Below are 26,990 nucleotides of genomic sequence, written 5' to 3' on the forward strand. Positions count from 1 at the left end.
AAAAAAAAGTTAGAAAAGCTAAATATAGCTTATAATGAGTAGTTTACGAGGCGGGAAATCATTGTCGGTAACGATTTAGTAATGGTGCTTATTGCATTCATTTTCTTTCGATTTCCTTGTAAATCAGTAGCAAATATAAAAAAAATATGGGTCGGTTCGACCCTTTTTTATATCTTTTTATATAGGCTCCGTAATAGCGTTTTTATACGTATTTAGAAAAAATTTTACCTGACTTCGGCATATCTCATGGGATTAATTCACAGTTAAGGGTAACATTTGTATTTGGATAAATACAGCCTGATAAAACGAGTGTAGCTATGAGACATCCCTTACAAACCATCGTTGCCGAAATTCAAAGGCAGGAAAGAAAATTATCTGCCGAAGCGTCCAGCTTTATTGATGAGGCTTATAGAATGACTATCTATCTTCAGGAATTATTGCGTGCCGTGAAAGAAGACGTGTTGAAAGAGGGCTTTGCCAGTAAAGCCGAAGAAGTCCATTTTTTCAAATTGATTAAGCCGAACATTCTCGGCAAATTGATTTACTATAACAAAGTGTACCGGATTGAAACGGCTTGCCCCGCAGATAACGGGAATTTGCATCAATGCTATTTTGCTTTACAACTCCGGGAGTTAAAACAAGAATATAAAGAGCATATCTGCAATTCAGATTTTTACAGGTACTACCGTTCCGGCAGAACCGACCGGGACGAAAATTATTATACGCTGGGCAATATCAATTACTATGAGGGATTAAACAGCTTTGTTTTTGAAATTGACCCGCAATTCTCAACCTACTTTGATTATAAGGTGGCAAAAATCTTAGCCAATGAATTAATCTATAACTACCTCACCACAAAATTAAGCCCGGAACAAAGCCCCGATGTGCTATTGCAGAATGGCGATACAAAAGATATTTTTTGGACACAATCAAAGAACGCCCTTATCGAATTGATTTATGCGCTTCATGCCGCCGATGCGCTTTCACACGGCAAATTGGGTATTCGCAAAATCAGTATGGTATTTCAAATCCTGTTCCGTGTTTCGCTTAGCGATATTCATAACAGTTTCCACCGAATGAAGACCCGTGCAGGTTCACGGACTTTGTTTTTAGACCAACTGAAATACAGCTTAGAAGAATACATGGACAAGGAAGATACTGCGTAATCTTCTTTTTTATTTTAAGGAATAAAGGACGGCATTGATGGTGCTGTCCTTTATTTTGCCCGTTTGCCTATATGTGTATATAGGCAAATCCGTTGGTCGGCACTCTTAGTTCATACTGTAAAAAGCAAGAAATCCCTATACAGCAATACTTTACATCAATTGCAAAAAAATAAAAAAAACTGCCTTTTTGATAGACACGTATCGGAAGACAGCCCCAGCCAAACGCTCCAATTTTGTACAGTGAACATTAAGCAACTGTGCAATGAATATTATAACCATAGAAGAAGAAGCATGGAGGTCGCTCAACGAGCGTATTAAATCCATTAGCGAGTTTATTCTGAAATCAGAAAACACCAGCTATGATAGTCTTTGGCTCAATAACCATGAAGTCTGTCAGTACCTCCACATCAGCGAAAAAACACTTTGGCGTATGCGTTCCAAAGGCGAAATAGCCTACTCCAAAATGTACGGGCAGTATTACTATACCATAGGAGCCATAAAAAATATGCTCAATGCCCATGCTGTGCAAACCAGCGAGGAATACATACAGGAGCTTATGGCAAGGGGTAAAAGCTATATCGAAAAAGGAAGAACAATAAAATCCGGCAAATAATTAAAACGTACTGCTATGAACATAGATAGAATGGAATTTTTTGCATGGATGGAGCGAATTATGGAACGCTTTGATGTTCTGAAACAACACATCATAGATATACAAAAGCAACGCAATACCATAGACGGCGAAGAACTGCTGGACAACCAAGACCTGTTACAAATGCTGAAAATCAGCCACCGCTCCTTGCAGCGTTACCGTTCGTCTGGCAAGCTGCCGTACTACACCATTAGCGGAAAGCTGTATTACAAGCTATCGGATGTACACCAATTCATCAGGGATAGTTTCAATGTTCCCCTGCAACGCACAAAGGACAACGGGTGACAAATAGTGCCACCTAAAGACAGGTACGGCGTAGCCGTACCCTGTTCAATTACTTTCGGACGATAACAATTTAAAATATCAATATTATGAGCGAGCAGACAATAGAACAGCCTCAACAAGAGCAGCAGCAAAAACCACAGCAATCCCCTGAACAGCTTTCAGATGTTTTGCTGGTCATGGATAAGGAAAAAAAGACTATTCAAGCGGTTACAGGTATTGACGAAAATGGCGAATTAAAAACCGTTGATGCCAATAAAAAGAACCAAAGCGAATTTATGCGGGTAGATAAGAGCGGAGATTTTTTCTCCAACTTCTTCTCCAACTTTTGGCGACAGCTCAAAGACCCCACCCGTTTTTCATTTTTCAAAGTTCCTGAACAGGAAGCCGTTGAAACAGCCCAAAAAATGCAGCAACAAATAAACGCCCCTACCAAAGAGGGCGAGGCAGTTATGGCTAAACATGAAGTGAAAGAGCCAAAGGAAGTGCAGCAAGAAAACAAAAAAGATATGGAAACTACACAAGCAACACAGACAACGCAGGCAACCCCTGAAACAAACGACCATCGTTTTAAGGCAGATGATATTGATTGGAAAACACTGGCACAAATTGGGATAACCAAAGAGCGGCTTGAAAAAGACGGCACATTGGATATGCTGTTGAAAGGCTATAAAACCAATAAGGTATATCCCATAGGTATCAATTTTGGTTCTGCCGTAATTCGTTCGGAGGCAAGGTTGGGGCTTCAAAACGGAGAAAACGGCAAGCCTGTATTTGTAATGTATGGCGTTCGCCACGAGCCGAACCTGCATACTCCTTTTTTCGGTCATGAATTTACCAAAGAGGACAAAGACAATTTGCTCAAAACCGGGAACATGGGGCGTGTGGTAGAGTTGACCTATCCCAAGACCGGAGAAAAAATACCGTCCATTATCAGCATTGATAAACTGACAAAGGAAGTTATTGCCTTACGGCAGGATTGGATAAAAGTGCCTGACGATATTGGAGGTGTAAAACTCACCGCGGAGCAAAAGCAAGTCTTATATGAGGGCAAAGCCATTTACTTAGAGGGTATGGTTTCGCAGAAAGGCAAAACGTTCAGCAGCGATATTCAATATAATGCTGACAAGCGTTTTCCCGAATACCTTTTTGAAAGGGGTGCAAATTACAAACAGACCCAAAGCCAGCAGCAAGCGCAATCACAGGAAAATCCCAAATTATTCAGAGGTAAAGAATTTAACGATGAGCAATACAAAAAGCTCACAGAGGGCAAGACCATTTATGTTTCTGATTTCATAGACGGGAAAGGACAGCCTTACAAGGGCTATGTTACGCTGAATGCCGAAACAGGCAAGTTTGATTTCAGTTTTAGAAACCCGGATAAATTAAAAGACAAGATTGTTCCCGCAGAAACCCATAAAACGCAGGTTGCCGTCAATTCAGAGGGTAAAACCAATGAGGCTACCAAAAATATCAATGAGCCTTTAAAACCCCAACAAACTGCTCCTGTGAACAAACAGCAGCAGGAAAAGCAGGAGCCGCCAAAGCCAGCTAAATCAAAAGGAATGAAAATGTAATTTCTAAAGGATAAGATATGAAAGCAATTATAGCAGAAAAACCAAGCGTAGCCCGTGAAATAGCCTCCCTGTTGGGAGCCACCGAAAAAAAGGATGGCTACGTAACAGGCAATGGCTATCAGGTTACGTGGGCATTCGGGCATTTGGTCGGTTTGGCAATGCCGGAAGATTATGGGTTTTCGGGTTTCCAAAAGGAAGCCCTGCCCATATTGCCCAACCCTTTTTTATTGACGGTACGCAAAGTGCGAAAAGAAAAAGCCTATGTTCCCGATAGTGGAGCGGTAAAGCAGTTGAAAATTATTGAACAGGTTATCGGGCGTTGCGATAGCATTATTGTTGCTACCGATGCGGGACGTGAGGGTGAACTCATCTTCAGGTATATTTATGAATACCTGAAATGCAGCAAACCTTTTCAGCGTTTATGGATAAGTTCATTGACTGAAAAAGCCATCAGGCAAGGTTTTGATAATCTAAAACCCGGAGGTGATTTCGATGGGCTGTACCGTGCCGGGCAAGCACGAAGCCAAGCCGATTGGCTCGTAGGCATCAATGCTTCACAGGCATTGAGCATTGCAGGGCGTGGTTTGTTTTCGCTGGGGCGTGTGCAAACGCCTACACTCGCACTCATCTGTAAACGATATTTGGAGAACAAAAATTTTGCTGTCAAAAAATATTGGCAGATACAGTTGGAACACCGAAAGGAATTTACAGACTTCAAAAGCCTTTCAAAAACCAAATGGGACGATAAGAAATTAGCAGACGACACGCTTAAATCTATTGAACGCACCGGGGTCGCAACTGTTACAACCGTAGAAACCAAAACAGTTACCGAACAACCGCCATTACTTTTTGACCTGACGGGCTTGCAAAAGGAAGCAAACAAAAGGCTCTTTTTAACCGCCGAAGAAACGCTGAACATATCCCAAACCCTGTACGAAAAGAAACTCATCACCTATCCACGTACCGGGAGCAAATACATACCCGAAGATGTTTGGGCGGAAATACCCGCTTTGGTAAGGTCACTGGAAGCAAGAACTTCCTGTAAAGAAGCAGTAGGGAAATTGAAATGGGGTCGTTTTAACAAGCGGATTGTGAACGATGTAAAAGTAACAGACCATCACGGTTTGCTCATCACCGAAACCATCCCCTCTGCATTACCCTCAAACGAAGAAGCTGTCTATGATATGATTGCACTGCGCTTGCTGGAAGCCTTATCGCAAGCCAGCACCAAAGAAATAACAGACGTTACATTACAGGCATTGCATTATGATTTTGCAATGAAAGGCAGCAAAATTATAGAAGCGGGCTGGCGTGGCATCAAAAGAAATTTTAGTGATGAAGAAAGCGAACCAGTGCAGGAATTACCGGAATTAAAATCGGGCGATGAACTTAAAATCAAGAGTGCTGAAGTGCTGGAGAAAAAGACCAAGCCACCTGTACTTTACACGGAAGCAGATTTGTTGTCTGCAATGGAAAATGCCGGAAAGGAAATAGCGAACGAAGATGAACGTAAAGCCCTGCAAGGTATCGGTATTGGTACACCAGCCACAAGAGCCGCCATTATAGAAACCCTTTTTAAAAGGGAATATATCAGGCGGGATAAAAAATCACTTGTTCCCACCGAAAAGGGATTGCAGGTATATGAAGTCGTAAAGGATAAGCGAATTGCCGATGTTGCCATGACCGCTGAATGGGAAATGGCTTTGCAAAAGATTGAGAATAACGAAGCAGATGCTATGGACTTCCATCAATCAATGAAAACCTATACATCTTCTGTTACGCAGGAAATTTTAGGCATAACTATCGAAAGTCAAAATCACCCAGACCTAACCTGTCCCAAATGTGGAACCCATAAACTGCTCATTCGGGATAAGGTTGTGAAATGTCCCAATGAGGCTTGCAACTGGCTTCAGTTTCGCAATGTGTGCGGTGTACAATTGAGCGTTGCCGACATAGAAAACCTTGTAACCAAAAGAAAGACCAATCTTCTCAAAGGAATGAAAAGTAAAGCGGGTAAAAAATTCGATGCTTTTATCATCCTGAAAGATAATTGCGAAAGCTCTTTTGAATTTGCCAACACCACAAGCAAAAAGAAATGAACAACAATGCTATCATAAATCGAAAGGATATAGAAAGCCTTATTTACACAGTACGGGACAAACAGGTTATGTTGGACAGCGACCTTGCAACCCTGTACCAGGTTGAAACAAAAAATCTTAACAAAGCCGTAAAAAGAAACATAGAGCGGTTTCCCCAATCGTTCTGCTTCCAATTAACCGAAAAAGAAGCTGAAAACTTGAGGTTCCAACTTGGAACCTCAAGTTTGAATTACGGCGGCAGGCGTTACCTGCCTTATGTTTTTTGCGAGCAAGGGGTCGCTATGCTGTCCGCTGTTTTGCGCAGCGAAATAGCTGTAACGGTCAGCATTGAGATTATGAACGCCTTTGTGGAAATGCGGAAGTTGTTAATCGGCAATGCCGCATTGTTCTCCCGGATGGATAAAGTGGAACTCAAACAAATTGAAGCAGACGGAAAATTTGAGGAAATATTTAAAGCACTGGAAAGCGGTAAGCTACACAGCGAAAAAGGTATTTTCTACGACGGGCAGATATTCGATGCCTATGTCTTTGTCGCTGATATTATTAGAAGTGCCCAAAGGTCAATTGTGCTTATTGACAATTATGTGGACGATACGGTGCTTACGCTACTCGGAAAGCGTGGACAAACCGTATCTGCCACTATCTATACCAAAAGCATCAGCAATCAGTTGCAACTCGATTTGCAGCGTTACAACAGCCAATACCCACCCATCACTATTCATACTTTTGTTCATGCGCATGACCGTTTCCTCATTATTGACGGCACAGAATTATATCACATTGGCGCATCTTTAAAAGATTTGGGTAAAAAATGGTTTGCATTTTCTAAGATGAACGCAGAAACAAGCAAAATGCTTAGTTTCCTGAACGCCATTTAAGTATATCCTTCCAACCTATATAGCAGACCGTTACCCGGTCAATAACTGCCACTAAAAGCCAACTGCTACCGCTTTTGACGTGGCAGTTTATTGCCATAATACTTTAGCTACTCATTGAAAATTTTAAACAAAATCAATATGAGTACACAGCAAAAAGACCTCTCTTATTTCTCGTTAAGGTTACAGGAATTATTAAATACCAGCTTCCCCGAAAAAGCACATGACCAAAGATTTATCGAGCAACGTTCCAAATGGGCGGCAAACGCCTACGAGGGTGCATTTAGTTCGGGAAACTCCACAGAGCAATGCAACCGTATCGCAGATTACATACTGTTTGAGGGACTTCACTATTCCAAATTCGACACTGTTTTTCAAGTGGTTTGCAATGAGTTTAACAGCATCATGCTGGACGAAGAACTCCGCCCGTTCGCATTAAAGATGCTGCCAATCTGCGAACCCGTATTTGCCAAATATGTGCTAACGGATGACTTTGCTTACACCACCGACCACGACCTGCTCTATACAGAAATCACGGGAACCATAGCAATTCATATCGAGGACTATGGCATTTAATCAACGTGAACACCTGAAATTGAATATTGAGGCGTTGCGGGTCATGTTCAGGTTAGAAAAGGAAAAACGCCAAGCTACCGAAGCCGAGCGGCAGCAGCTTTTGCAGTATAGCGGTTTCGGCGGGATAAAATTCATCTTAAATCCCGCAGAGCATCCAACAGACATAAGGCAATGGAAAGACTATGAGCGAACCTATTTTGAGGAAACGCAGGAACTCCACCGGATGCTGAAAGAAAATGCCCCAGACGAAAAGCAATACAAACATTATGTGGACAGTATGCGCAGCTCGGTACTGACGGCGTTTTACACCCCTCCCGAAATTATAAATATGCTATCCGATATTTTCAAGGAAAACGGCATAACGATACAGAAATTTTTAGAACCATCAGCAGGGGTTGGCGGTTTTATTCAGTCTTTTACAGATAAAGACGTGCCGCAGGTTACGGCTTATGAAAAAGACCTGCTTACGGGCAAAATCCTTAAACAGATTTGCCCAGACAGAAATATCCGAATAAACGGTTTTGAACAAATACCGGAAAAGGAACTGAACAGCTACGATGTAATTGCCAGCAATATTCCATTTGGCACAAGTTCGGTCTTTGACCTTTCCTATTCGCGTGGTGATGACCCTGCAAGAGCGCAGGCAGCAAAAAGTATCCACAATTATTTTTTTCTGAAGGGAACGGACACCATACGGGATGGTGGTATGCTCGCTTTCATTACCTCGCAGGGTGTTTTGGATAGCCCAAGCAATAAGCCTATCCGTGAGGCATTGATGGCAGCGCATAATCTTGTTTCGGTGGTACGGCTACCGAACAATCTTTTTATGGATTATGCAGGAACTGAAGTTGGAAGCGACCTTATCGTACTTCAAAAGAATGAGGGCAAACAAGGGCTTACGGAATTGGAAAAAGATTTTTGCGATACACTGCTCACAAAGCACAACGACCACGTAAATGCCTTTGTTCATTATACCGCTCCCGTTGTGTTCGATGAAATCATTCAATCCACCGACCTGTACGGTAAGCCCTACACCGTATATGTACATAGTGGCGGTGTGGAAGAAATTGCAAAAGAAGCCAGGCAAATACTGTCTGCGGATTTTAAAAGCAATTTAAACCTGAACCTTTATAAAGGAATTGCGCCGGATGAACCTACCATACAGCCGGGTATTACTTTAGTACCTGAACCAGCCCCCGTGCAGCCAGCTACCGGCAATGCAAGGGGAAAAACATCACAGCCCACATTATTCAATTTTACCAATCCTGCGGCGGCACAACCTGTCATGAGCCGTACACTGCAAGGCATCACGGCGGTAGCGGATGCGCCGTCAACACGGGAAGAAGTACAATTGAGTTTGTTTGACCTCTTTAACAATACGCCACAATCTGCCGTTCTCGCACCAGCGAAAAAGGTCAGAAGAAAAACGAGCATTACCAAGAAAAAGGTAGGCGGTCGCACCCAACAGCCGGGGCTGTTCGATTATATACCCTTGCGTAGTTTACAAGAGGAAACGCCAAAGCCTCCAATCACGTCACGAACAAGTGAGCAATCAGCCGTAATTGGCGATTTGTTTTCGTCTGTTAGTGTCAATAGCAACGGCGAAATAGAAGAACTGCCCAAAAACAAACCTGCCCCTGCAACGGACAATACCATCCCTGAACCCGCACCATATTCCGGCGAACTGCAATCATTCCACAGGGATGATTGCCTTGCAACGGATAAGGGTTTTGTTGGGCATTTGCGGGATGTGGATATACCCAATGGCACGGCTGTATTCTGTCCGCTATTATTGCCTCCCAATCAGAAAGTAAGAGCCGAAGCCTATATAGGGTTACGGGATGCCTATCAGCAGCTTTACAATCACGAAGCACAATATCATAAAGAGTACAAACAAGAACGGGAAACACTGAACCGCCTGTATGATGATTTTGAAAAAAGATACGGCAATCTGAATAGTGCCGACAATATCAAATTGATTAAAACCGATAGCGCAGGTAAGGAAGTACCTTATTTGGAGCGTGTGGTAGGTGGCGTGGTACATAAGTCAGATATATTCCACCAGCCTGTCAGTTTTGCAACAACAACACTCGCAACGGACAACCCGGATGAAGCGTTGGCGGCATCGCTCAACAAGTACGGAACGGTTGATTTGAACTATATGTCGGAGTTAAGCGGAATGTCCGGCGAAGATTTAAAAGATGCGCTGCATGGCCGCATCTTTTACAATCCTGCACAAAGAGAATATGAGATTGCAGAAAAATGGGTTTCGGGCAACGTAGTAGAAAAAGCGGCAGAAGTACGGGCGTACCTCGCAGGGCAACCGGATAGCAAAGAAGCTGCCGAAAGTCTTAAAGCACTCGAAGAAGCCAAGCCCCGCAGGATAGAGTTTGACGAACTCGATTTTAACCTCGGTGAACGTTGGATACCAGCGGGCATTTACAATCGTTTTGCTTCGCATCTGTTCGATACCGAAATCCGCATTCATTATTCCGAAAGTTCCGATGATTTTTCAATCCATTGCGACCGTAAGAATATCCATATCACAGAAAAATACGCCATCAAGTCGGAAAGCCGCACGTTTGACGGCGTTACCCTGCTGAAACACGCTCTTGTCAATACCACGCCCGACATTACCAAAAAGGTAATTATAGATGATAAAGAAGTCAAGGTGCGGGATATGGAAGCCATACAAATGGCGAACAGTAAAATTGATGAGATACGCAGGGAGTTTACAGATTGGCTTTTTGCGCAGAACGATGAGTTTAAGCAACGCCTGACCGATAAATACAACGACACCTTTAACTGTTTTGTTCGTCCGCAATATGACGGCAGCCATCAGGATTTTCCGGGGCTTGACCGCAAGGCGTTGGGCATTGAAGACCTCTACCCAAGCCAAAAAGATGCCGTTTGGATGATTAAGATGAACGGCGGTGCTATCTGCGACCATGAAGTGGGTGCGGGTAAAACGCTCATCATGTGTACTGCAGCGCAGGAAATGAAGCGTTTGGGGCTGGCACATAAGCCGATAATCATCGGGTTAAAAGCCAACGTGCATGAAATAGCGGAAACTTACCGCAAAGCCTACCCACACGCCAAAATATTATATCCCGGCAAAGAAGATTTTACCCCGCAGAAACGTCTGCGCATTTTCGGCGATATTAAAAACAACGATTGGGATTGCATCATCTTAACGCATGACCAGTTCGGGATGATACCGCAATCGCCTGAAATGCAAAAGCAGATTTTGGAAGCCGAATTGGAAAGCGTGGAAGAAAATCTTGCGGCTTTGGAAAGACAGGGCAAGGAAGTTTCAAGGGGAATGCTCAAAGGGGTAATTGTTCGTAAGCAAAATTTAGAGGTTAGGTTAAAAACACTGGAGCATGACATCGAAAACCGCAAGGACGATGTTGTGGACTTTAAAATGATGGGCATAGACCACATTTTAGTGGACGAAAGCCATCGTTTTAAAAACCTCATGTTCAACACAAGACATGAACGTGTAGCGGGATTGGGCAACATGGCGGGAAGCCAAAAGGCTTTGAACCTGCTATTTGCCATCCGCACCATTCAGGAGCGCACAGACAAAGACTTGGGCGCAACGTTCCTTTCAGGTACGACGATCAGCAACTCGCTTACTGAACTGTATTTGCTCTTTAAATACCTGCGCCCTAAAGCAATGGAAAAACAGGGCATCAACTGTTTTGATGCTTGGGCAGCTATTTACGCTCGTAAAACCACCGATTATGAATTTTCGGTAGCGAACAATATAGTATCAAAAGAGCGTTTCCGCTTCTTCATCAAAGTGCCGGAACTGGCGCAGTTCTATTCGGAGATTACCGACTACCGGACGGCAAAGGACATTGGCATAGACCGTCCCGAAAAGAATGAGATACTGTACCATATCCCACCGACACCGGAACAGGAGGTTTTCATCAAAAAGTTGATGGAGTTTGCCAAAACGGGCAACGCCGAATTATTAGGCAGACCGCCGCTGAGCGAAAGCGAAGAAAAAGCAAAAATGCTGATTGCGACAGACTACGCACGTAAGATGTCGCTGGATATGCGGATGATTAGCCGGGGTTATGAAGACCACCCCGACAATAAAGCCTCGCACTGTGCGGCTAATATTGCTAAATACTACAACAAATTCGATGCGCAGAAAGGAACGCAGTTTATTTTCTCCGACCTCGGCACTTATAAACCCGCCGAATGGAATATCTATTCTGAAATCAAGCGTAAGCTGGTGGAAGACCACGGTATCCCTGCTCATGAAATACGGTTTATTCAGGAGGCTAAAAATGAGAAACAACGTAAGGAGCTTATCAGGGATGTAAACGAGGGAAAAATACGGGTGCTGTTCGGTTCTACCGAAATGCTCGGTACGGGCGTTAACGCTCAAAAGCGGGCAGTTGCTGTCCACCATTTAGATATACCGTGGCGACCATCAGACCTTGCACAGCGGGATGGCAGGGCTATCCGCAAGGGCAATGATATTGCCAAATTCTTTGCCGATAACAAAGTGGATATTTTCATCTACGCCGTTCAAAAATCGCTGGATAGCTACAAATTCAATACGCTGTACAATAAGCAGGTATTTATCGAGCAATTAAAGAGCAACAGCCTCGGCAAACGTACCATTGATGAAGGTGGAATGGACGAGAAAACGGGCATGAACTTCTCCGAATACGTGGCGATACTTTCAGGCAATACAGACCTATTAGAAAAAGCAAAGCTGGAGAAGCAGATTGCCGGACTGGAAAGCGAACGCCAGGCGCATAACCGTTCCAAACTTAGTTCCAAATACAAGCTGGAAGATACTGTTGCCACACTGGAAAGTACGCAGGCACGTTTCGACCGTATGAGCCTCGACCTCGGAAACCTGCAAAAGCGCATACAGAAAAACAAAGAGGGCGAAATACTCAACCCTGTGCAGCTTATTGGGCTTTCACCAAACGCCGATGTAAAGCAGGTTGGGGCAAAACTCAATCAGCTTTCCGAAAAAGCCCGCACCGCAGGGCAGTATGAGGAAATCGGTACGCTATATGGTTTTACGCTCTTAGTAAAAACAGAGGTTTCGCAAAAGGACGGTGTGGATATTAAGGACAACCGTTTCTTTGTTCAGGGTGAGGGCAATATCAAGTACACGTACAATAACGGCAAGATGGCTACCGATGCGAAAACAGCATCCTTTAATTTTCTGAATGCGCTCGAAAAGATACCGGGTATCTTAGAGCAGGAACAGAAGAAAATTGCTGAATTGCAAAAGGACCTTCCGGTTCTTCAGGAAGTGGTAAATGGCTCATGGAAGAAAGAGCAGGCATTAAGCGACCTCAAAACGGAACTGGCGGCGGTTGAAAGGAAAATACAATTATCCATAAAGCCGGAAACCGATACGGGCGAAGAACAACCCGAAAAAGCCGAAAAGCAAGTGCAGAATAATTCGGAAACAATTGTACGGGTTAAAGGCATTCATTTACCCCGTGGGGTATTATAAACTGAAAGGAGCGATAAAAAGTAAAAGGGGATCTGCAAGTCCCCTTTTACTTTTTCCATATCTACGGTAAGATTTGTTTTATCCGTTCTATGTTTACTTCTTTGGACTTTTGAAGGACAGTTTGCCCATACTCCGTATGGTAACTATGGTTCTGCAAGAAAGTATAGTTTGTTTTGTTCCATTCAACATCTGTACAGGATTTACCCAAATGTATTTCAAACTCTTTCCTTAATCGCTGTTCATATTTGGGGTAATCCGGTTTTGTGAAATGATACAAATCTGCATCTGCAATAACGTTATCTTCCGGCGATTGGGGATTTTGTGGGAAACGTGTTGCCTCAATGCAGGCTAAAACCCTTTCTATATCATCTTTTGGATAGCCATACCGGGTTAAAAAATCGGAGGCAATGGCTTTGCTGCTGTCCTCGTGGTTAATATACTGCACTGTATAACCGCAATCGTGAAACCATGCGGAAAGCGTAACAATTTCTAATTGCTTCGGGTTAAAATTACATGCTTGGGCAATTTCAATTGCTGCCTTTACAACTTCTTTCGTATGCTCTACATTGTGAAAGAAAATACCATCAGGAAGTTTGCCGGACAAAAGTTCAGATACATATTTCCGTGTCAATTCAATAATATTCTCTGCTACCATTATCTGATAATTTGAAATTTATATTCTAAGTACTGAACATGGACACAATTATTTCTCGTCCTGTTCGTCCATCTTCTTTAGAAGACCGTCCCGGAGTTCATCAAGGAATTTTGTACGGTTTATTTTTCGGGTTCGTAACTCCAAAAACGTTTGATAAAAATTCCCTAAGTCAATATTGAACGTATTTTCAAAATATTGTGCTATTAATCTTATATCGGTATTGCCATTATCAAACACACCCTGACAATTCAGTGCGTAAATTAATTCTATCATAGCCGTTTTGCTTCCCGTCCAATTTAACTTTTCAGTGGCTACCGATTTATTGTCCTGGGTTTTGCTGTATAGTTGTTTTTCGACATAAACCTGTATCATGTCGTTAGCAATTATCTTGGCAACCTTATAATCGTGTGAAGTGGAAAAGGACTGGTCAGACTGAAAATAGTAAGTATCCAACCATAGTTTTATATCGTGCCTGCCACGTACAAAAAAACTTTCATCAAGAAAAGAATTATTGCTACGATAGTATTTATAGAAATCGAGATTGTTATCAAAAAATCTTTTTAGCTTTTTCAGTTCTTTGGTAAGATATTTTTTTATTGGCTTTGCTCCATAGGGTTTTCTTGCTTCAATCTTGTAAATGGTATTGTAGTAAATAAGTTTTGAAACAATGGTCGGTTTCTGATATTTGAAAAAACGGATTTCCTCATCTGTATTCTTAAATCCTCTTTTCAATATATACTCTTTTACTTCGGACAGGCATTTAAGAATAAGGTGTATCACAGTTTCTACCTGTTGTATAGAACAATCGGTTTCAATCTCTAACTCATTGATTGAAAATTCCAATTTATATAGCGTTTCATTATAGAATTTTTCCATTTTATTATTTTAAATGCCCCAGATATTGGTTGCTAATAGAAGAACCCAAATTGTTTTGCCGATGCTCTATTCTGTTAGCATTTTACGAGGCGTATTAATTAAAATTTCTATGTTTCTTTATTTCACTCGCTTCACCCATTTATACACTTCAAACCATAATACAGATACCGATGCAATGCCAATAGCCGTACCTAATTCGCCTGCATTTAATCCTGTTAAGTGAAAGAAATTGGCAAAAGGTGCAATATATAATATAGCGAACAGCAGAATAAAGGTTAAGCTGTTGACTACCACAAACAGCCTATTCCTGTTCTTAAAACTTTCAAACAGGCTGTAATGGAATGAGCGATTGGCCAGGCTCAATAAAATATTGGCAAAAATCAAGGTCGTAAAAACCATCGCTCTTGTTTTCTCTTCATTACCGCCGTTTTGCACGGTATATTGATAAGCGAACAATACACCACCTGTTATGATCAACCCCTGAGCAATGCTAACAGCCAACTCTTTCCAGTTCAGAAATGTATCCGTCATTTTTCGTGGCTTTTTCAACATGGTGTTACGCTCCATCGGTTCGTTTTCATATACAATGGAGCAGGTAGGCCCCATTATCAATTCTAAAAAGATCACGTGGACAGGAGTGAATATCTGTGGGAATACCCAGCCCAGAAACAAAGGCAGAGAAACCGTAAGAATAATCGGTATATGAATGGAAATAATATACTGAATAGCTTTTTTAATGTTCGCATAAATTCTTCGACCGGATGCGATACCGGTAATCAGCTTGTCTAAATCGTCATTGGTAATCACCAATGCTGCAGCAGCTTTAGCTATTTCAGTTCCTTTGCTGCCCATTGCCACACCAATATGAGCAGCTTTCAGTGCCGGGCCGTCATTTACGCCATCGCCCAGCATGGCCACTACTTCACCTTGCTTTTTTAGTGCGTTTACCACAGCCAGCTTGGCATCAGGGAACATCCGGGTAAACAATACTTTATCTTCGGCTGCTTCCATAAGCTTAGCATCCGAATATTCCATAATATCTTTTCCCTCTACTGCATCGGTTGTGTTTAAAATTCCCGCCTGTGCTGCAATGCTTCTGGTGGTATCAGTATTATCACCCGTAATTACTTTTACTTTAATGCCAGCGTCATAAATATGGCGGAAGACTTCCTGAATATTTTGCTTTGGCGGATCATAGAAAACGACCAGCCCCAGGAAATCAAACCTGAAATCCTGTTGCTTTAAAGGAAAGTCATTCCCTTCAAAAGAGGTGCTGGCAACCCCTAAAACCCGGAAGCCCTGTTGTCCGAAATTTTTGATAAGCTCCCGTATTTTATTTTTTTCATTTTCCGAAAGTGTGGATACATTAAGAATGGCTTCCGGCGCACCTTTAGCAGCGATGATCCGTTGTTGTTCAGCATTTTCAAAAAGATGTGTCATCATTGGAGGTTTCCCTTCCAGTGGATACTCATGTATCATTTTAAATGCTTTCCGTTGGTCGTTGGATTGTGTTTGCTCATATACTTTGTGCAAAGTCTTTTCCATCGGGTCAAAAGGGGCAGGCTCACTGCTCCACATGGCATAGTCAATCAGCGTAGAAAGTGCCACATCGCTGAAATCTTTCTCATCTAAAATTTTATCCGACCGGTAGTCGTAAAGATGCTTTAGGTGCATCGTGTTTTCAGTAATGGTTCCGGTTTTATCAGTACAGATCACCGTTGTGCTGCCTAATGTTTCCACAATGCTGCTGCGTTTGACAATGATACCGTCACGCATCAGCTTCCAGGCACCCAATGCCATAAAAGTGGTAAATGCTACGGGAATTTCTTCCGGCAGTACAGACATTGCCAGCGTAAGCCCATTGAGCAGGCTGTTAATCAGATCTTGAGTATGATAATAGCTAACGGCACATACCATCCCGAAAATAGCTATACCCACAATAGCCATAGCTTTTACAAAGCTGCGTATTTGAAGTTGCAAAGGCGAGGCTTCTTCTTTTATTCCCGAAAGGGAAACGCCGATTTTACCAAGGCGGGTTGCTGCGCCTATTTGTTCCACTTTAAATACAGCCAGTCCCGATACTGCTAATGTGCCACTATAAACCTTGTTGTCTTCGCTTTCCCTGCTTTTGAATACAGAAAGACTTTCGCCGGTCAGAGAGGCTTCATTAACGGAAAAGTCGTTGCTGTGCATAATCTCGCCATCGGCGTTAATCGTTTTTCCTTCTTCGGTAATGCAGAGATCGCCTACCGCAATTTCGTGGGTCGGAATTTCAATAACCTGTGCATTGCGGATAACTTTACTCAATGGCTCGTTCAGTTTTTCCAATGCCTCCAGTGCTTTTTTGCTACGGGTATCCTGGTATAATGAAATGGCGGAAACCACAACGATTGCCAGCAACATAAAAAGGGCTTCACCATAATTGCCTACGATGAGGTAAATGGCTGAAATGGCAAAGAGCAGTATGAGCATTGGTTCTTTGAGTATATTCATCAGCAATTCCAGCACCGTGCTTGTATGAACACCGTCTATTTTGTTGTAGCCGTATTGCCTTCTAGAAGCGGCTACTTCGCTATCGTTAAGACCTTTCAGATGGTCGGGTATATTATATGACATAAACAATTAGATATTAATCTTTAAAAATACATATGCTTTCTTTGTTCCTGTGTTTTGCTTTCAATAATTTTGTTATATATAAATTGATAAAACATGAGCTTCTTCAATAAAAAAACCACCTGGGCAAACAAAGAATTTATCCCATTTAAACTTTGCATTGCCAGTATTTATATCATTGCAGGCAGTTATTTTCACAGTGTCTTTGCAAACTATTATGTACCGCTTTTTATTCTGTTTGGCGTCACTGCCGTATGGACAGTGGTTTTGTGGCTAAAAAAAATGAAAAGCAAGAACTAACGAAAGATTAAGCCCTGAAAAACGCTTCTTTTCCAAGGCTTGTAACTCTATTATACTTTTACTCCAAAAAGATACCCCACCAGAGCGGTCAATACCATTGCAATAGTTCCCCAAAGCGTAATCCGAACAACTGCTTTTGCTATTGCTGAACCACCGGTGCGTGCAGCAAATGCACCGAGAATACCCAGAAATACAATGGAAAAGATGTAAAGAACATATTCCATATTCTTTACAGGAGAAAACAGTGTTATTGCTAAGGGTAAAATACCGCCTGCCGTAAACGCTGCGCCCGATGCCAATGCCGCCTGAATGGGGTTAGCCTGTGTGATTTCATTGATGCCAAGCTCATCCCTAAGGTGTGCTTCAAGTGCATTGTGTTCCGTCAATTCTTTGGCAACAAGTTGAGCGGTTTCCTTTTTCAGTCCCCGTTTCTGGTATATTTCTGTTAGCCGTTGCAATTCGACTTCGGGCATTTCATCCAGTTCCTGCTGCTCTCTTTTTATATCCGCTTTCTCCAGATCGGTCTGCGAACTTACCGATACATATTCTCCGGCAGCCATTGACAATGCCCCGGCAACAAGACCTGCCAAAACCGCTAAAATAATTGGCTCTCTTGTACTGCTGGCTGTTGCTACGCCAATAGCGATACTGGCAACAGACAATATGCCGTCATTGGCACCCAATACCGCCGCACGCAGCCAGTTGCTTTTGTGCATATAGTGATTGTCAAGATAATTATCCAGTGTTCCTGTTTGTTTACTATTTGCCATTTGTTTTCCTTTTATTAAATGATTTATTGAATTTCTTTTTTTACTGTATTCACCCACGCCTCTATCTCTTTTTTGTCTGCATCAGAAAGTTTTGCATTGCCGTGAATAAGCGTGTAAGAGTTTAACGGCATTTCATCTCTGTTAATCGTTTCTACCACTTCCTCCAGTTTGTGTAGCTTCTTCTTTGCAGGATAGGTATTAAACTCATCAAAATTCAAATGCTTTTTACCTTCAGTAACATGACTGGCCAGCCACCATTTTACCGGCTGCACATTGTTGTACCAGGGATAAGTGGTGTTATTGGAATGACAGTCGTAACAGCTTGTTTTTAGCAATCCCTGTACTTTCGGAGGTACGCTATAATGCCTGGTAATTGCATTTTCAGAGGCTACAATACTGCTATTTTTTTCTGTTCCAAAGAACTGAATGATGATAAGCAGCAGCACTATGGCTGCTACTATCTTTTTTAAGATTGATTTTTTCATTTTATTTTAATTATTTTTTATTTGAACCTGATGTTTAACGAAATAATATCCGATGCCATTCCTACCGACTTGGTATAATGACCATATCGTAATTCCAGCATATTGATCTGTTGTATGCCCAAAAGCCCATTGGGCAGGTTGTAACGTATGCCTGCACCAAAGAAATTGCTATTGAATTTGGACAGGTCGTAATTGCTGGTATAAAACTCATCCGATACCCCATGTGCCTGATAAGGCGCAAAATATTTTGCCCCTGTTTGCGTATAAAAACGATAGAACGGACTGACTGAAACAAAAGGTGATAATTTGATCGGAGTTTCCAAACTGATCGTATGTGATTTTATACCCCAACTGTCCGTGTAATAGCGGTAATAGGTACGGATGATAAATTGATCTCCCAGAAAATAATTGGCACGTAGCCCCAGTGGGATTTTAAAACGCTTATCGGGCAGGGTTTCCTGATGTACGGTACCATCCGAAAAATATACCCTGTGAAAAGGCAGACTTAGATAGCCACTCTGCTGCACAACGTCCGTAAGCAGTTCCACCTGAAAGTTTGGATTGATAATCTGCGAATAGGCAAGTGAAAGTGCAAACGTGTTCCGCCCGCTGGTACCATATTGTTCATGTTCCCTTCCACCAGTTCCCGGACTATAGTTTGGTCTTAATTCAATCGGCGCTATAAGTGTCACCTGATCCAAATAAGCCTGGAACTTGGCTGTAAATTCACCCATTTTATTGGCTGTTTTCTGTGCAAAGCCAATATTGGCACCTAAAGACTGGTAGTCAAATTCCCCGGAATAGGAAACTCCACCCATCAGTGTGCTGCCTTTACTTTCATTTTCTCTCGTCCAGCCAATCGAAGGATAAAACCTTGTATCGGCGTGAGATGCGGAAGAATTGGCTTTCAGGTCGATCCTATCGGAAGAAGCAGAGGTATAATGATCTACACCTACATCCAGCCTGAATTTATTTTTCCTGTTCTTTCTGTCATATTTAACGAGTGTAACGTCTATGACATTGGAAATATCCGTCAACCTTTCAGAACCGATACCACCCGTCACTGCCGAGTTATTGCCATTCTGATGATAATAGCTGGATACCAGGTTAATTTCATCAACTTTTAATTTTCGGGATATATGGCTGGTATCAACAGGCGTAGTCTGCGCATGGGAATGCAATAACGCCATAAGAGCTGCTGCTGTTAAAAATATTCTTTTCATTGTTTTTCTCTTTTTAGGTTAATTACAGCCACAGCCTCCACCAGATTTGCCTGCATTGGCACCGGATGAGCCTTCACGGTAGGATTGAAAATTGAGTTCGGTTTTTTCGATGGTGCGATTGCCGAGTACCATTTCGGCATCATTCAGCTTATTCTTTTGGTATTCTTTTACTGTTGTACAGGAAACCAAAGCGCAAACTGCCATAAAAGCAGCAGCTTTTAAAAATATTTTACTTGATAATTGTTTCATTTTAAATTGATTTTTTTGGATGAATAAATGCGGTTGGCATCGTCAATGATGATACATTCAACCTGTTGGATCTGGTTAATAAGGTTTAGCGCTGCATCGATGCCCATGATGCTTACAGGCGTAGCCATTGCATCAGCTATTTCTGCATTCGGGCAGATAATGGTCACACTTTTGACCCCGGAAACGGGTATTCCTGTTTTGGGATTAATGGTGTGGGAATACCGTTTGCCTCCGATCATGACATATTTTTCGTAATTACCTGAAGTGGCTACCGCCGTATCCGTTATATTCAGGTACGAAAATGGCAATCTTGCATTATCGGGATTGGCAATGCCAATCGTCCAGGGTTTACCGTCTGCCTGGCTTCCCCAAACCGTAAGGTCACCCGAAGCATTGACAACACCGGATTGGACACCACGTTGCTGCAATAATCGTTTGCCCATCTCGGCAGCATAGCCTTTTCCAATTCCCCCGAAACCGATACGCATACCTTTCTCTTTCAGGAAAACGGTTTGTTTTTCGGGGTCTAAAAGGATGTTCCTGTAATTGACCAGTTTCAGGTGTTCTTTAACAGATCCGGGATCAGGAAGCTCCTTCATTTCCTTGTCGAAGTTCCAGAGCCTTTTATCTATGCCACCGTAAGAAATATCAAAATAACCATCTGTAATCTGGCTGATGCGGATACTCCGTTCAATCAGGTTAAACATTTCCGCATCCACTTTTACAGGCTGCACCCCCGCATTGCGGTTAACGAGGTTGGTTTGACTGTCTTCCTTATAAGTGGTGAGTAATTGCTCAATCCGTTGGATTTCGGCTATGGCGGCATCAATATGCTCCAGTGCCTGCCGCTCATCGGTATCCACAACGGTAATTTCAAAAGCATTGCCCATCAGCCTTTGGGGTTTGCGAAATTCCTGTAGCATCTTAATGTTTTTTGTTGTAGAAATTCCGTATTTCACCTGTAAAAGCGTCCGCACTTTGGGCCGGCAATCCTTCCCAGGTCTTTAAGATTTTACCCTCTGCATCCAACAAAAGCGTATAAGGGAATATCCCGTTCGGATTGTACTGGTCTGCCAGTTCTGCATTTTCTTTTTTAACGGCCTGTGTCGGCTGTTTCTTTTTGCTTCTCGGGAAATCGGCATTGAGATATATCACAGCGTTATCCGAAATCAGTTTTTGAAATGCTTCGGTTTCTATAATATTCTTATGGAGCTTAATGCAGGGAACGCACCAGTCCGACCCGGAAAAATTGAGTACGATCAGCTCCTTTTTTTCAGCAGCTTCTTTTTTAGCCTGATCGAAACGTGATTGCGAAAAGGCTATGTTTGAAAATAACGCCAGTAGGATGGCTACACTTACATTTTTCATTTTATTAATTTTTAAGATTGTGATTTAATTTATCAATAGCAGCTATTCATCTTCTGCTGCATTTTTGAGTTTCATCAATAGCGTATAAGCGTTCTGTACCACAATGTTTTTTCCTGCCAGCTCACCGCTGTTCAGTATCTGAACGAAACCGTTTTCCTGTGTGCCAGGTGTAACCGGCAGCATGGTGTATTTTTGCTTACCGCTTACCGCAAACACATAGCTTTTCCCTTCAAAATCAACAATGCTTTCTTCGGGCAATGCCTGTGAAAAAGTGGATTGAAGTTCTATGACCGCATTCATGTACATTCCGGGTAATAGTCCATTATCATACTGGTGAAAATGACAGTGCACATCAGCGGTTCCGTCCATTCCGATGTCCTTACTGATCAAAATAATTTCAGCAGGTATTTTTTTACCGGGGTCGTTATTGGTATAGGCAATTACCTGCTGACCGATTTTCAAATGGCTGATATCTTTCTCATATACCCTCAAATTCAAATGAATATCATCGGGATTAATGAGTTCAAACAATACTTCTGAAGGGTTGACGTATTTACCAATGTTCACATTCACCTTGCTTACAAAACCATTGATGGTGCTGTAAATGCGGATACCCTTAGCTATCGTGGCTGTTGAAAGTTTATCAGGATTAATATTAATGAGTCGTAGTTGCTGCGCCAGTGCATTGAGCTGTATCTGCTGACCAGCCATTTCTGCCTGTGCCTGTTGCATTACTTTATCGCTCGCCGCCTGGTTTTCATTCAGATTTTTTTGGCGGTTGTAATCCAGTTGTGCAAAATGCAGTTTTGATTTCGCCTGAAGGTAATCCTGCTGCAACCGGATGTATTGCGGGTCTTCCAGTTCAGCGATTACTTCGCCCTTTTTTACCTGCATTCCCGGTAATAGTTTGGTATTTTTCAGATAACCTCCCAGCGGCACACTTACCGAAACCAAACTTTGGGGTGGCACGTCTATCTTGCCATTGAGCTTTAATTGGGTGGCAATATTCCTGTCGGAAAGCTGTGTAGTGGTTACCGGTGCGTTTTTCAGTTGTGCATCGGTTAATATGACCACATTGTTTTCTCCTTTGACGGCTGGCTTCTCGGCATCCGCAGATTTGTTTTTGCATTGGGAAAATGCCAGGACAGCCAACAGTAAGACACATTTTAATGGGGCTGATTTTTTTATATGGATTGCTGATAAAAGCATAATTATGGATTTAGATTGAGATAATTGATGGATATAATGGACTGGCAAAGCGTATTGACCGCATCGGCATAATTGCTCCGTATTGCAATAGCCTGGTTCATCAGCATTACCCAGTCCAGGTAATTGATTTCGCCACCCAGGAACTGCTTCTGCGCTGTAGCAACGATGGTAGCTGCATTTTTCAGCCCGGTGGTTTCAAAATACCTGACAATAGCTATATTGTTATCATAGGCGGAAAGCAGTTCCTCGTATTTACTCTTCAATGCGGCCGTTTCGGCTGCAAGCCGACCTTCTGCAATATTTTCAGCTATACGGGATGCTTTCACCCTGGCTTTTTGCGCCTGCGCAAAAACAGGAATGCCAATGCCAATCTGTACGGAATGGAACCGGTTAGCCGTGCCATAGGAATTATTGTCGGGACCTGTGCCTTTAAAACTGTTGTTGTTATAACCCAGCATCAGATCAGGCAATAGTTTTGCCCGTTCAGCTTTGGTCTGTGCTATCGCAATAGCTTGCTGTTGTTTTAATATTTGCAATAAAGGATGATCGTTGCCGGAATTAGAAGATAAAACAGGTATTTTACTGTCATCTGCCGGTTGCATAGGGGTATCTGTGTTCAACAGGAACCTCAAACGGATGCCCATTGTATTCAGCTCCTGCCTTACCTGCTGCAACTGTATGGCGATAGCTGCTTTCTGGCTTTCTGCAATTGTTTTTTCCAATATATTGCTTTCGCCATTTTGCAAGCGCAGTTTTGCCTTTTCATAAAATCCACTGTACAAACTATCTGCCCCAAGCAGTAATGCTTCTTTCTTTTCCCAATAAAGGAGGGTGAAAAATGTTTGGGTTACGGCTTTTTTCAACTCATATTCTTTCAGTGAAATATTCAGCAGGCTCTGCTTGTATTCTTCTTCAAGAACCCTGTTTTGTTTTTGGTAAACAGAAGGAAATGCAAAACTCTGCGACACGCCAAACCGGGTGTCATTATACGCACTGTTGATCTGACCGAAATCAGCCGTAACCGCCATTTGAGGGATATTGGCACCCGATTTTACCAGGGCTTTACTATATTCCGAAACCAGTTTTTCATTTTTTACCTGGAGGTTGTTCTTTATGGCAATATGGATCGCCTCATCTAAGCTAACCGGTGTCTGTGCGCTTACTGTTCCGGCAGATAGCAAGCCGATGAACAGTATAACGACCGCTTTGTTTTTGATTTTGATGCCTTTTTCAAACAGGATATACAATAGCGGAAGCACAAACAAAGTAAGCAGCGTAGCAATCAGTAATCCGCCGATTACAACTGTTGCCAGCGGACGCTGCACTTCGGCTCCTGCTCCGTTGCTCAAAGCCATCGGCAAAAAGCCCAGTGATGCAACGCTTGCGGTCATCAGGATGGGACGTAACCTGATTTTAGTGCCATAAACCACGATGCGGGAAATGTTGGTCAAACCTGCGTTTTTAATGCGTTTGAACTCCGAAATAAGTACAATCCCGTTCAGTACTGCCACACCAAACAGGGCAATAAACCCAACACCGGCACTAATGCTGAACGGCATACCACGGGCAGCCAGTAGCAATACACCACCGATAATGGACAGAGGAATGGCTGTATAGATAAGCAGGCTCTCTTTAACAGACCTGAAAGCAAAGAAAAGCAGGATGAAAATCAGCACCAATGCCACCGGAACAGCAATCATCAGCCGCTCTTTGGCCTGGTTCAGATTTTCAAAAGAACCTCCATAAGTAATGTGATACCCTACGGGCAATTTTACTTGTTGCGCTACTTTTTGCTGAAGTTCTTTCACGATACTCTGCACATCCCGGCCTTTGACATTGAAACCGACTATGATACGGCGCTGGGCATTTTCACGCTGTATCTGGTTAGGCCCTTCCTTGATCTGTACATCGGCCAGTTGCGAAAGTGGTATTTGGTTGCCCTGGGCGGTAGGTATCAGCAAACGTTTTACATCTTCCAGTCGCTTGCGGTCATTGGCATCCAGTCGAACCACCAGATCAAAACGTTTTTCACCTTCAAAAACCAGCCCGCTGCTTTGCCCGGCAAATGCCGTGTTTACTATATTGTTGATGTCGGCAATGGACAAATGATACTGTGCAATAAGCGGCCGGTTGTATTGAATAATTACCTGCGGCATTCCTGTAACCGGTTCCACATAAAGGTTTTCCGCTCCTTGTACGGTATTCACCACTTTTCCCAACTGTGCTGCTGTAGCAGCCAGTGTATCCAGGTTCTCCCCATAAATCTTTAATACCACATCCTGCCTGGCACCGGTCATTAGTTCATTAAAACGCATCTGCACCGGGTACTGAAAACCTGCGGTGATGCCCGGAACATCCTGTAGCGCCTTACTCATTTTTTCTGCCAGTTCGGGAAATGTCTTTGCGGAAGTCCATTCCTTTTTGTCTTTCAGGATCACCATCATATCACTGGCTTCCATTGGCATAGGGTCGGTAGGTACTTCACCGCTGCCAATCTTGGTAACCACTTTTATTACTTCCGGGAACTTTGTCTTTAAAAGGTGTGCGGCTTTCTGCGTATGCTCGATTGTTGTGTTCAAATTGCTGCCGGTAAGCACACGGGTATCTACGGCAAAATCACCCTCTTCCAGGGAGGGAATAAACTCGCCACCCAAACGGGAAAGAATAAAAACTGAAACAATGAAAAGTACTGCAACCAATGAAAGGATAAGTTTGGGCAGCCGCAATGCCCGGAGTAACATCTTTTGATAAAATGCTTCAATGGCCGCCATCATCCGGTCGGAATAGTTCACTTTTGTACTGCTTTTTCTTTTCAGTACCAGCGAGCTCATCATTGGAATATAGGTAAGTGATAGTAAAAATGCACCCAATAAGGCAAAGGCCACGGTTTGCGCCATCGGCTTGAACATCTTGCCCTCTATGCCCTGTAAGGAAAGAATAGGCAGATAAACAATAAGGATGATGATCTGCCCGAACACGGCGCTGTTCATCATTTTACCGGCGGCAGTGGTAACGGTTCCGTTCATTTCTTCTTTGGAAATGCCACCTATCTGTCGGAAATGTTTATTATGTGCTATCTGGTGCATTACCGCTTCCACGATGATTACCGCGCCATCGATGATCAGGCCGAAATCCAGCGCACCGAGGCTCATCAGATTACCGCTTACGCCAAACAGGTTCATCATACAGATGGCAAATAGCATAGCCAACGGAATAACCGATGCAACCAATAAACCCGCACGGATATTTCCAAGAAATATCACCAGCACAAACACAACAATGAGCGCACCCTCCATCAGGTTATGCTCAACGGTTCCGATAGCATTGTTGACCATCTTTGTGCGGTCAAGGAACGGTTCGATCACCACACCCTGGGGCAGTGTCTTTTGAATTTGGGCGATGCGTTCTTTTACGTTTTTAATGACCTGGCTGCTGTTTTCGCCTTTCAGCATCATCACCACGGCACCGGCCACTTCGCCCTCGTCATTATAGCACACAGCGCCGTAACGGGTGGCATAGCCCATTTTTACAGCAGCAACGTCACGAATAAAAAGTGGTGGCTGATCGGGTCTGTTTGTAATGGCTATGTTCTGAATATCTTCAATAGTGCCTATCAGCCCTTCACTACGGATATACAGGACGGTGGGGCCTTTTTCGATGTAAGCGCCTCCCGTATTCTGGTTGTTGGCTTCCAGTGAAGCAAACACATCTTTGATGCTGATGCCGTGGGCGTGTAATTTGTCGGCGTTTACGGCTATTTCATATTGCTTCAGCTTGCCGCCAAAACTGCTGACTTCGGCTACGCCTTTTACGCCCAATAACTGGCGGCGCACAATCCAGTCCTGAATGGTACGCAGTTCGGTGATGTCGTATTTTTTTTCAAAACCTTTTTTCGGACGTACCACATATTGATATATTTCTCCCAATCCCGTTGATATGGGGCCTAATGCCGGTGTACCGATGCCTGGGGGGATTTGGCTTTGCACCTGTTGCAGACGTTCCGCCACCTGCTGCCTTGCCCAATAAATATCAATACCATCTTCAAAAACAATGGTTACCAGCGAAAGCCCGAACCGGGAAAAGCTGCGGATCTCCTTTAAGCCGGAAATATTGCTGTTTGCCTGTTCGATGGGAAAGGTTACCAGTCTTTCAATATCAGTGGCTCCGAAAGAAGGAGCAATGGTGATGACCTGCACCTGGTTATTGGTAATATCCGGCACAGCATCAATAGGTAATCTGGTGGTTTGATAAGCACCTATGACTATCAGGGCGATTACCAATAGCCCTACAATGAGTTTGTTCCTTACGGAAAACTCAATAATTCTATTTAGCATAAATTTCTTCTGGAATTTGTTAACGATAATTTGGCTCACAGAAGAATACCTGCGCAATGATTAGCCGCACATCGGAACAATAGTATGTAGCAAGATTATTTAGCCCCTTGCAGAAAGTATAGACAATCTAAAAGAGACAAAACATCAGTTACAGTTCACAATACTACTTTGAGATAGTATTGCA

Annotated in this window: 20 protein-coding genes; 9 read left to right on the top strand and 11 right to left on the bottom strand. The window is 42.9% G+C overall.

The window, feature by feature from the left end:
- Positions 1-317: 317 nt before the first annotated feature.
- From ACLHG9_RS00760 to ACLHG9_RS00795, 8 genes are all read left to right on the top strand, one after another.
- Positions 318-1,166: an RteC domain-containing protein gene (locus ACLHG9_RS00760; protein WP_054280965.1), complete on the top strand. Its 849-nt coding sequence runs from the start codon at positions 318-320 to the stop codon at positions 1,164-1,166.
- 262 nt (positions 1,167-1,428) lie between these two features.
- A complete protein-coding gene (locus ACLHG9_RS00765) occupies positions 1,429-1,779 on the top strand; it encodes a helix-turn-helix domain-containing protein (protein WP_054280966.1) in 351 nt (116 codons plus the stop codon).
- Between the two features lie 15 nt (positions 1,780-1,794).
- A complete protein-coding gene (locus ACLHG9_RS00770) occupies positions 1,795-2,103 on the top strand; it encodes a helix-turn-helix domain-containing protein (RefSeq protein WP_054280967.1) in 309 nt (102 codons plus the stop codon).
- Positions 2,104-2,189: 86 nt separating this feature from the next.
- Positions 2,190-3,677, top strand: a complete 1,488-nt coding sequence (locus ACLHG9_RS00775; protein ID WP_054280968.1) for a DUF3945 domain-containing protein — start codon at positions 2,190-2,192, stop codon at positions 3,675-3,677.
- Between the two features lie 17 nt (positions 3,678-3,694).
- Positions 3,695-5,776, top strand: a complete 2,082-nt coding sequence (locus ACLHG9_RS00780) for a type IA DNA topoisomerase (RefSeq protein WP_054280969.1) — start codon at positions 3,695-3,697, stop codon at positions 5,774-5,776.
- Entirely contained in the window at positions 5,773-6,654 is an 882-nt protein-coding gene (locus ACLHG9_RS00785) for an ORF6N domain-containing protein (protein ID WP_054280970.1), read from the top strand. Before ACLHG9_RS00780 ends, ACLHG9_RS00785 begins: the two co-directional genes overlap by 4 nt.
- A 138-nt stretch (positions 6,655-6,792) precedes the next feature.
- Positions 6,793-7,227, top strand: a complete 435-nt coding sequence (locus ACLHG9_RS00790) for a DUF1896 domain-containing protein (RefSeq protein WP_054281259.1) — start codon at positions 6,793-6,795, stop codon at positions 7,225-7,227.
- Positions 7,217-12,724: an N-6 DNA methylase gene (locus tag ACLHG9_RS00795; RefSeq protein ID WP_054280971.1), complete on the top strand. Its 5,508-nt coding sequence runs from the start codon at positions 7,217-7,219 to the stop codon at positions 12,722-12,724. Before ACLHG9_RS00790 ends, ACLHG9_RS00795 begins: the two co-directional genes overlap by 11 nt.
- 61 nt (positions 12,725-12,785) lie before the next feature.
- Here the strand turns inward: ACLHG9_RS00795 and ACLHG9_RS00800 are convergent, their stop codons facing one another.
- The 3 genes from ACLHG9_RS00800 to ACLHG9_RS00810 all read right to left on the bottom strand — a co-directional run bounded on the left by ACLHG9_RS00800 (position 12,786) and on the right by ACLHG9_RS00810 (position 16,871).
- A complete protein-coding gene (locus tag ACLHG9_RS00800; RefSeq protein ID WP_054280972.1) occupies positions 12,786-13,379 on the bottom strand; it encodes an HD domain-containing protein in 594 nt (197 codons plus the stop codon).
- Positions 13,380-13,427: 48 nt separating this feature from the next.
- A complete protein-coding gene (locus ACLHG9_RS00805; protein ID WP_054280973.1) occupies positions 13,428-14,255 on the bottom strand; it encodes an RteC domain-containing protein in 828 nt (275 codons plus the stop codon).
- 117 nt (positions 14,256-14,372) lie between these two features.
- Positions 14,373-16,871, bottom strand: a complete 2,499-nt coding sequence (locus ACLHG9_RS00810) for a cation-translocating P-type ATPase (RefSeq protein WP_054280974.1) — start codon at positions 16,869-16,871, stop codon at positions 14,373-14,375.
- 93 nt (positions 16,872-16,964) lie between these two features.
- Between ACLHG9_RS00810 and ACLHG9_RS00815 the strand changes: the two genes are divergently transcribed.
- A complete protein-coding gene (locus tag ACLHG9_RS00815; protein ID WP_054280975.1) occupies positions 16,965-17,168 on the top strand; it encodes a hypothetical protein in 204 nt (67 codons plus the stop codon).
- Positions 17,169-17,218: 50 nt separating this feature from the next.
- Here the strand turns inward: ACLHG9_RS00815 and ACLHG9_RS00820 are convergent, their stop codons facing one another.
- The 8 genes from ACLHG9_RS00820 to ACLHG9_RS00855 are packed head-to-tail and all read right to left on the bottom strand — an operon-like array spanning position 17,219 to position 26,845.
- On the bottom strand, positions 17,219-17,938 hold the full coding sequence (locus tag ACLHG9_RS00820) for a VIT family protein (RefSeq protein ID WP_054280976.1): 720 nt from the start codon (positions 17,936-17,938) through the stop codon (positions 17,219-17,221).
- Positions 17,939-17,961: 23 nt separating this feature from the next.
- The gene (locus ACLHG9_RS00825) at positions 17,962-18,423 is read right to left on the bottom strand and encodes a heme-binding domain-containing protein (RefSeq protein WP_054280977.1); all 462 of its coding nucleotides are present in this window, start codon (positions 18,421-18,423) and stop codon (positions 17,962-17,964) included.
- Between the two features lie 17 nt (positions 18,424-18,440).
- On the bottom strand, positions 18,441-19,646 hold the full coding sequence (locus tag ACLHG9_RS00830; protein ID WP_054280978.1) for a DUF3570 domain-containing protein: 1,206 nt from the start codon (positions 19,644-19,646) through the stop codon (positions 18,441-18,443).
- 18 nt (positions 19,647-19,664) lie between these two features.
- Complete coding sequence (locus tag ACLHG9_RS00835; RefSeq protein ID WP_054280979.1) at positions 19,665-19,895, bottom strand: DUF4266 domain-containing protein; 231 nt, start codon at positions 19,893-19,895, stop codon at positions 19,665-19,667.
- Complete coding sequence (locus ACLHG9_RS00840; protein ID WP_054280980.1) at positions 19,892-20,818, bottom strand: FAD:protein FMN transferase; 927 nt, start codon at positions 20,816-20,818, stop codon at positions 19,892-19,894. The genes ACLHG9_RS00835 and ACLHG9_RS00840 overlap by 4 nt, the downstream gene beginning before the upstream one ends.
- Position 20,819: 1 nt before the next feature.
- Positions 20,820-21,263 (bottom strand): thioredoxin family protein, encoded by a 444-nt coding sequence (locus ACLHG9_RS00845; protein ID WP_054280981.1) that lies wholly within the window; start codon positions 21,261-21,263, stop codon positions 20,820-20,822.
- Between the two features lie 42 nt (positions 21,264-21,305).
- A complete protein-coding gene (locus ACLHG9_RS00850) occupies positions 21,306-22,472 on the bottom strand; it encodes an efflux RND transporter periplasmic adaptor subunit (RefSeq protein WP_054280982.1) in 1,167 nt (388 codons plus the stop codon).
- A gap of 2 nt (positions 22,473-22,474) precedes the next feature.
- Positions 22,475-26,845: a CusA/CzcA family heavy metal efflux RND transporter gene (locus ACLHG9_RS00855; RefSeq protein ID WP_410219705.1), complete on the bottom strand. Its 4,371-nt coding sequence runs from the start codon at positions 26,843-26,845 to the stop codon at positions 22,475-22,477.
- Positions 26,846-26,990 lie beyond the last annotated feature (145 nt).

This window comes from Pedobacter sp. (genome assembly GCF_046462515.1).
Classification (GTDB): domain Bacteria; phylum Bacteroidota; class Bacteroidia; order Sphingobacteriales; family Sphingobacteriaceae; genus Pedobacter.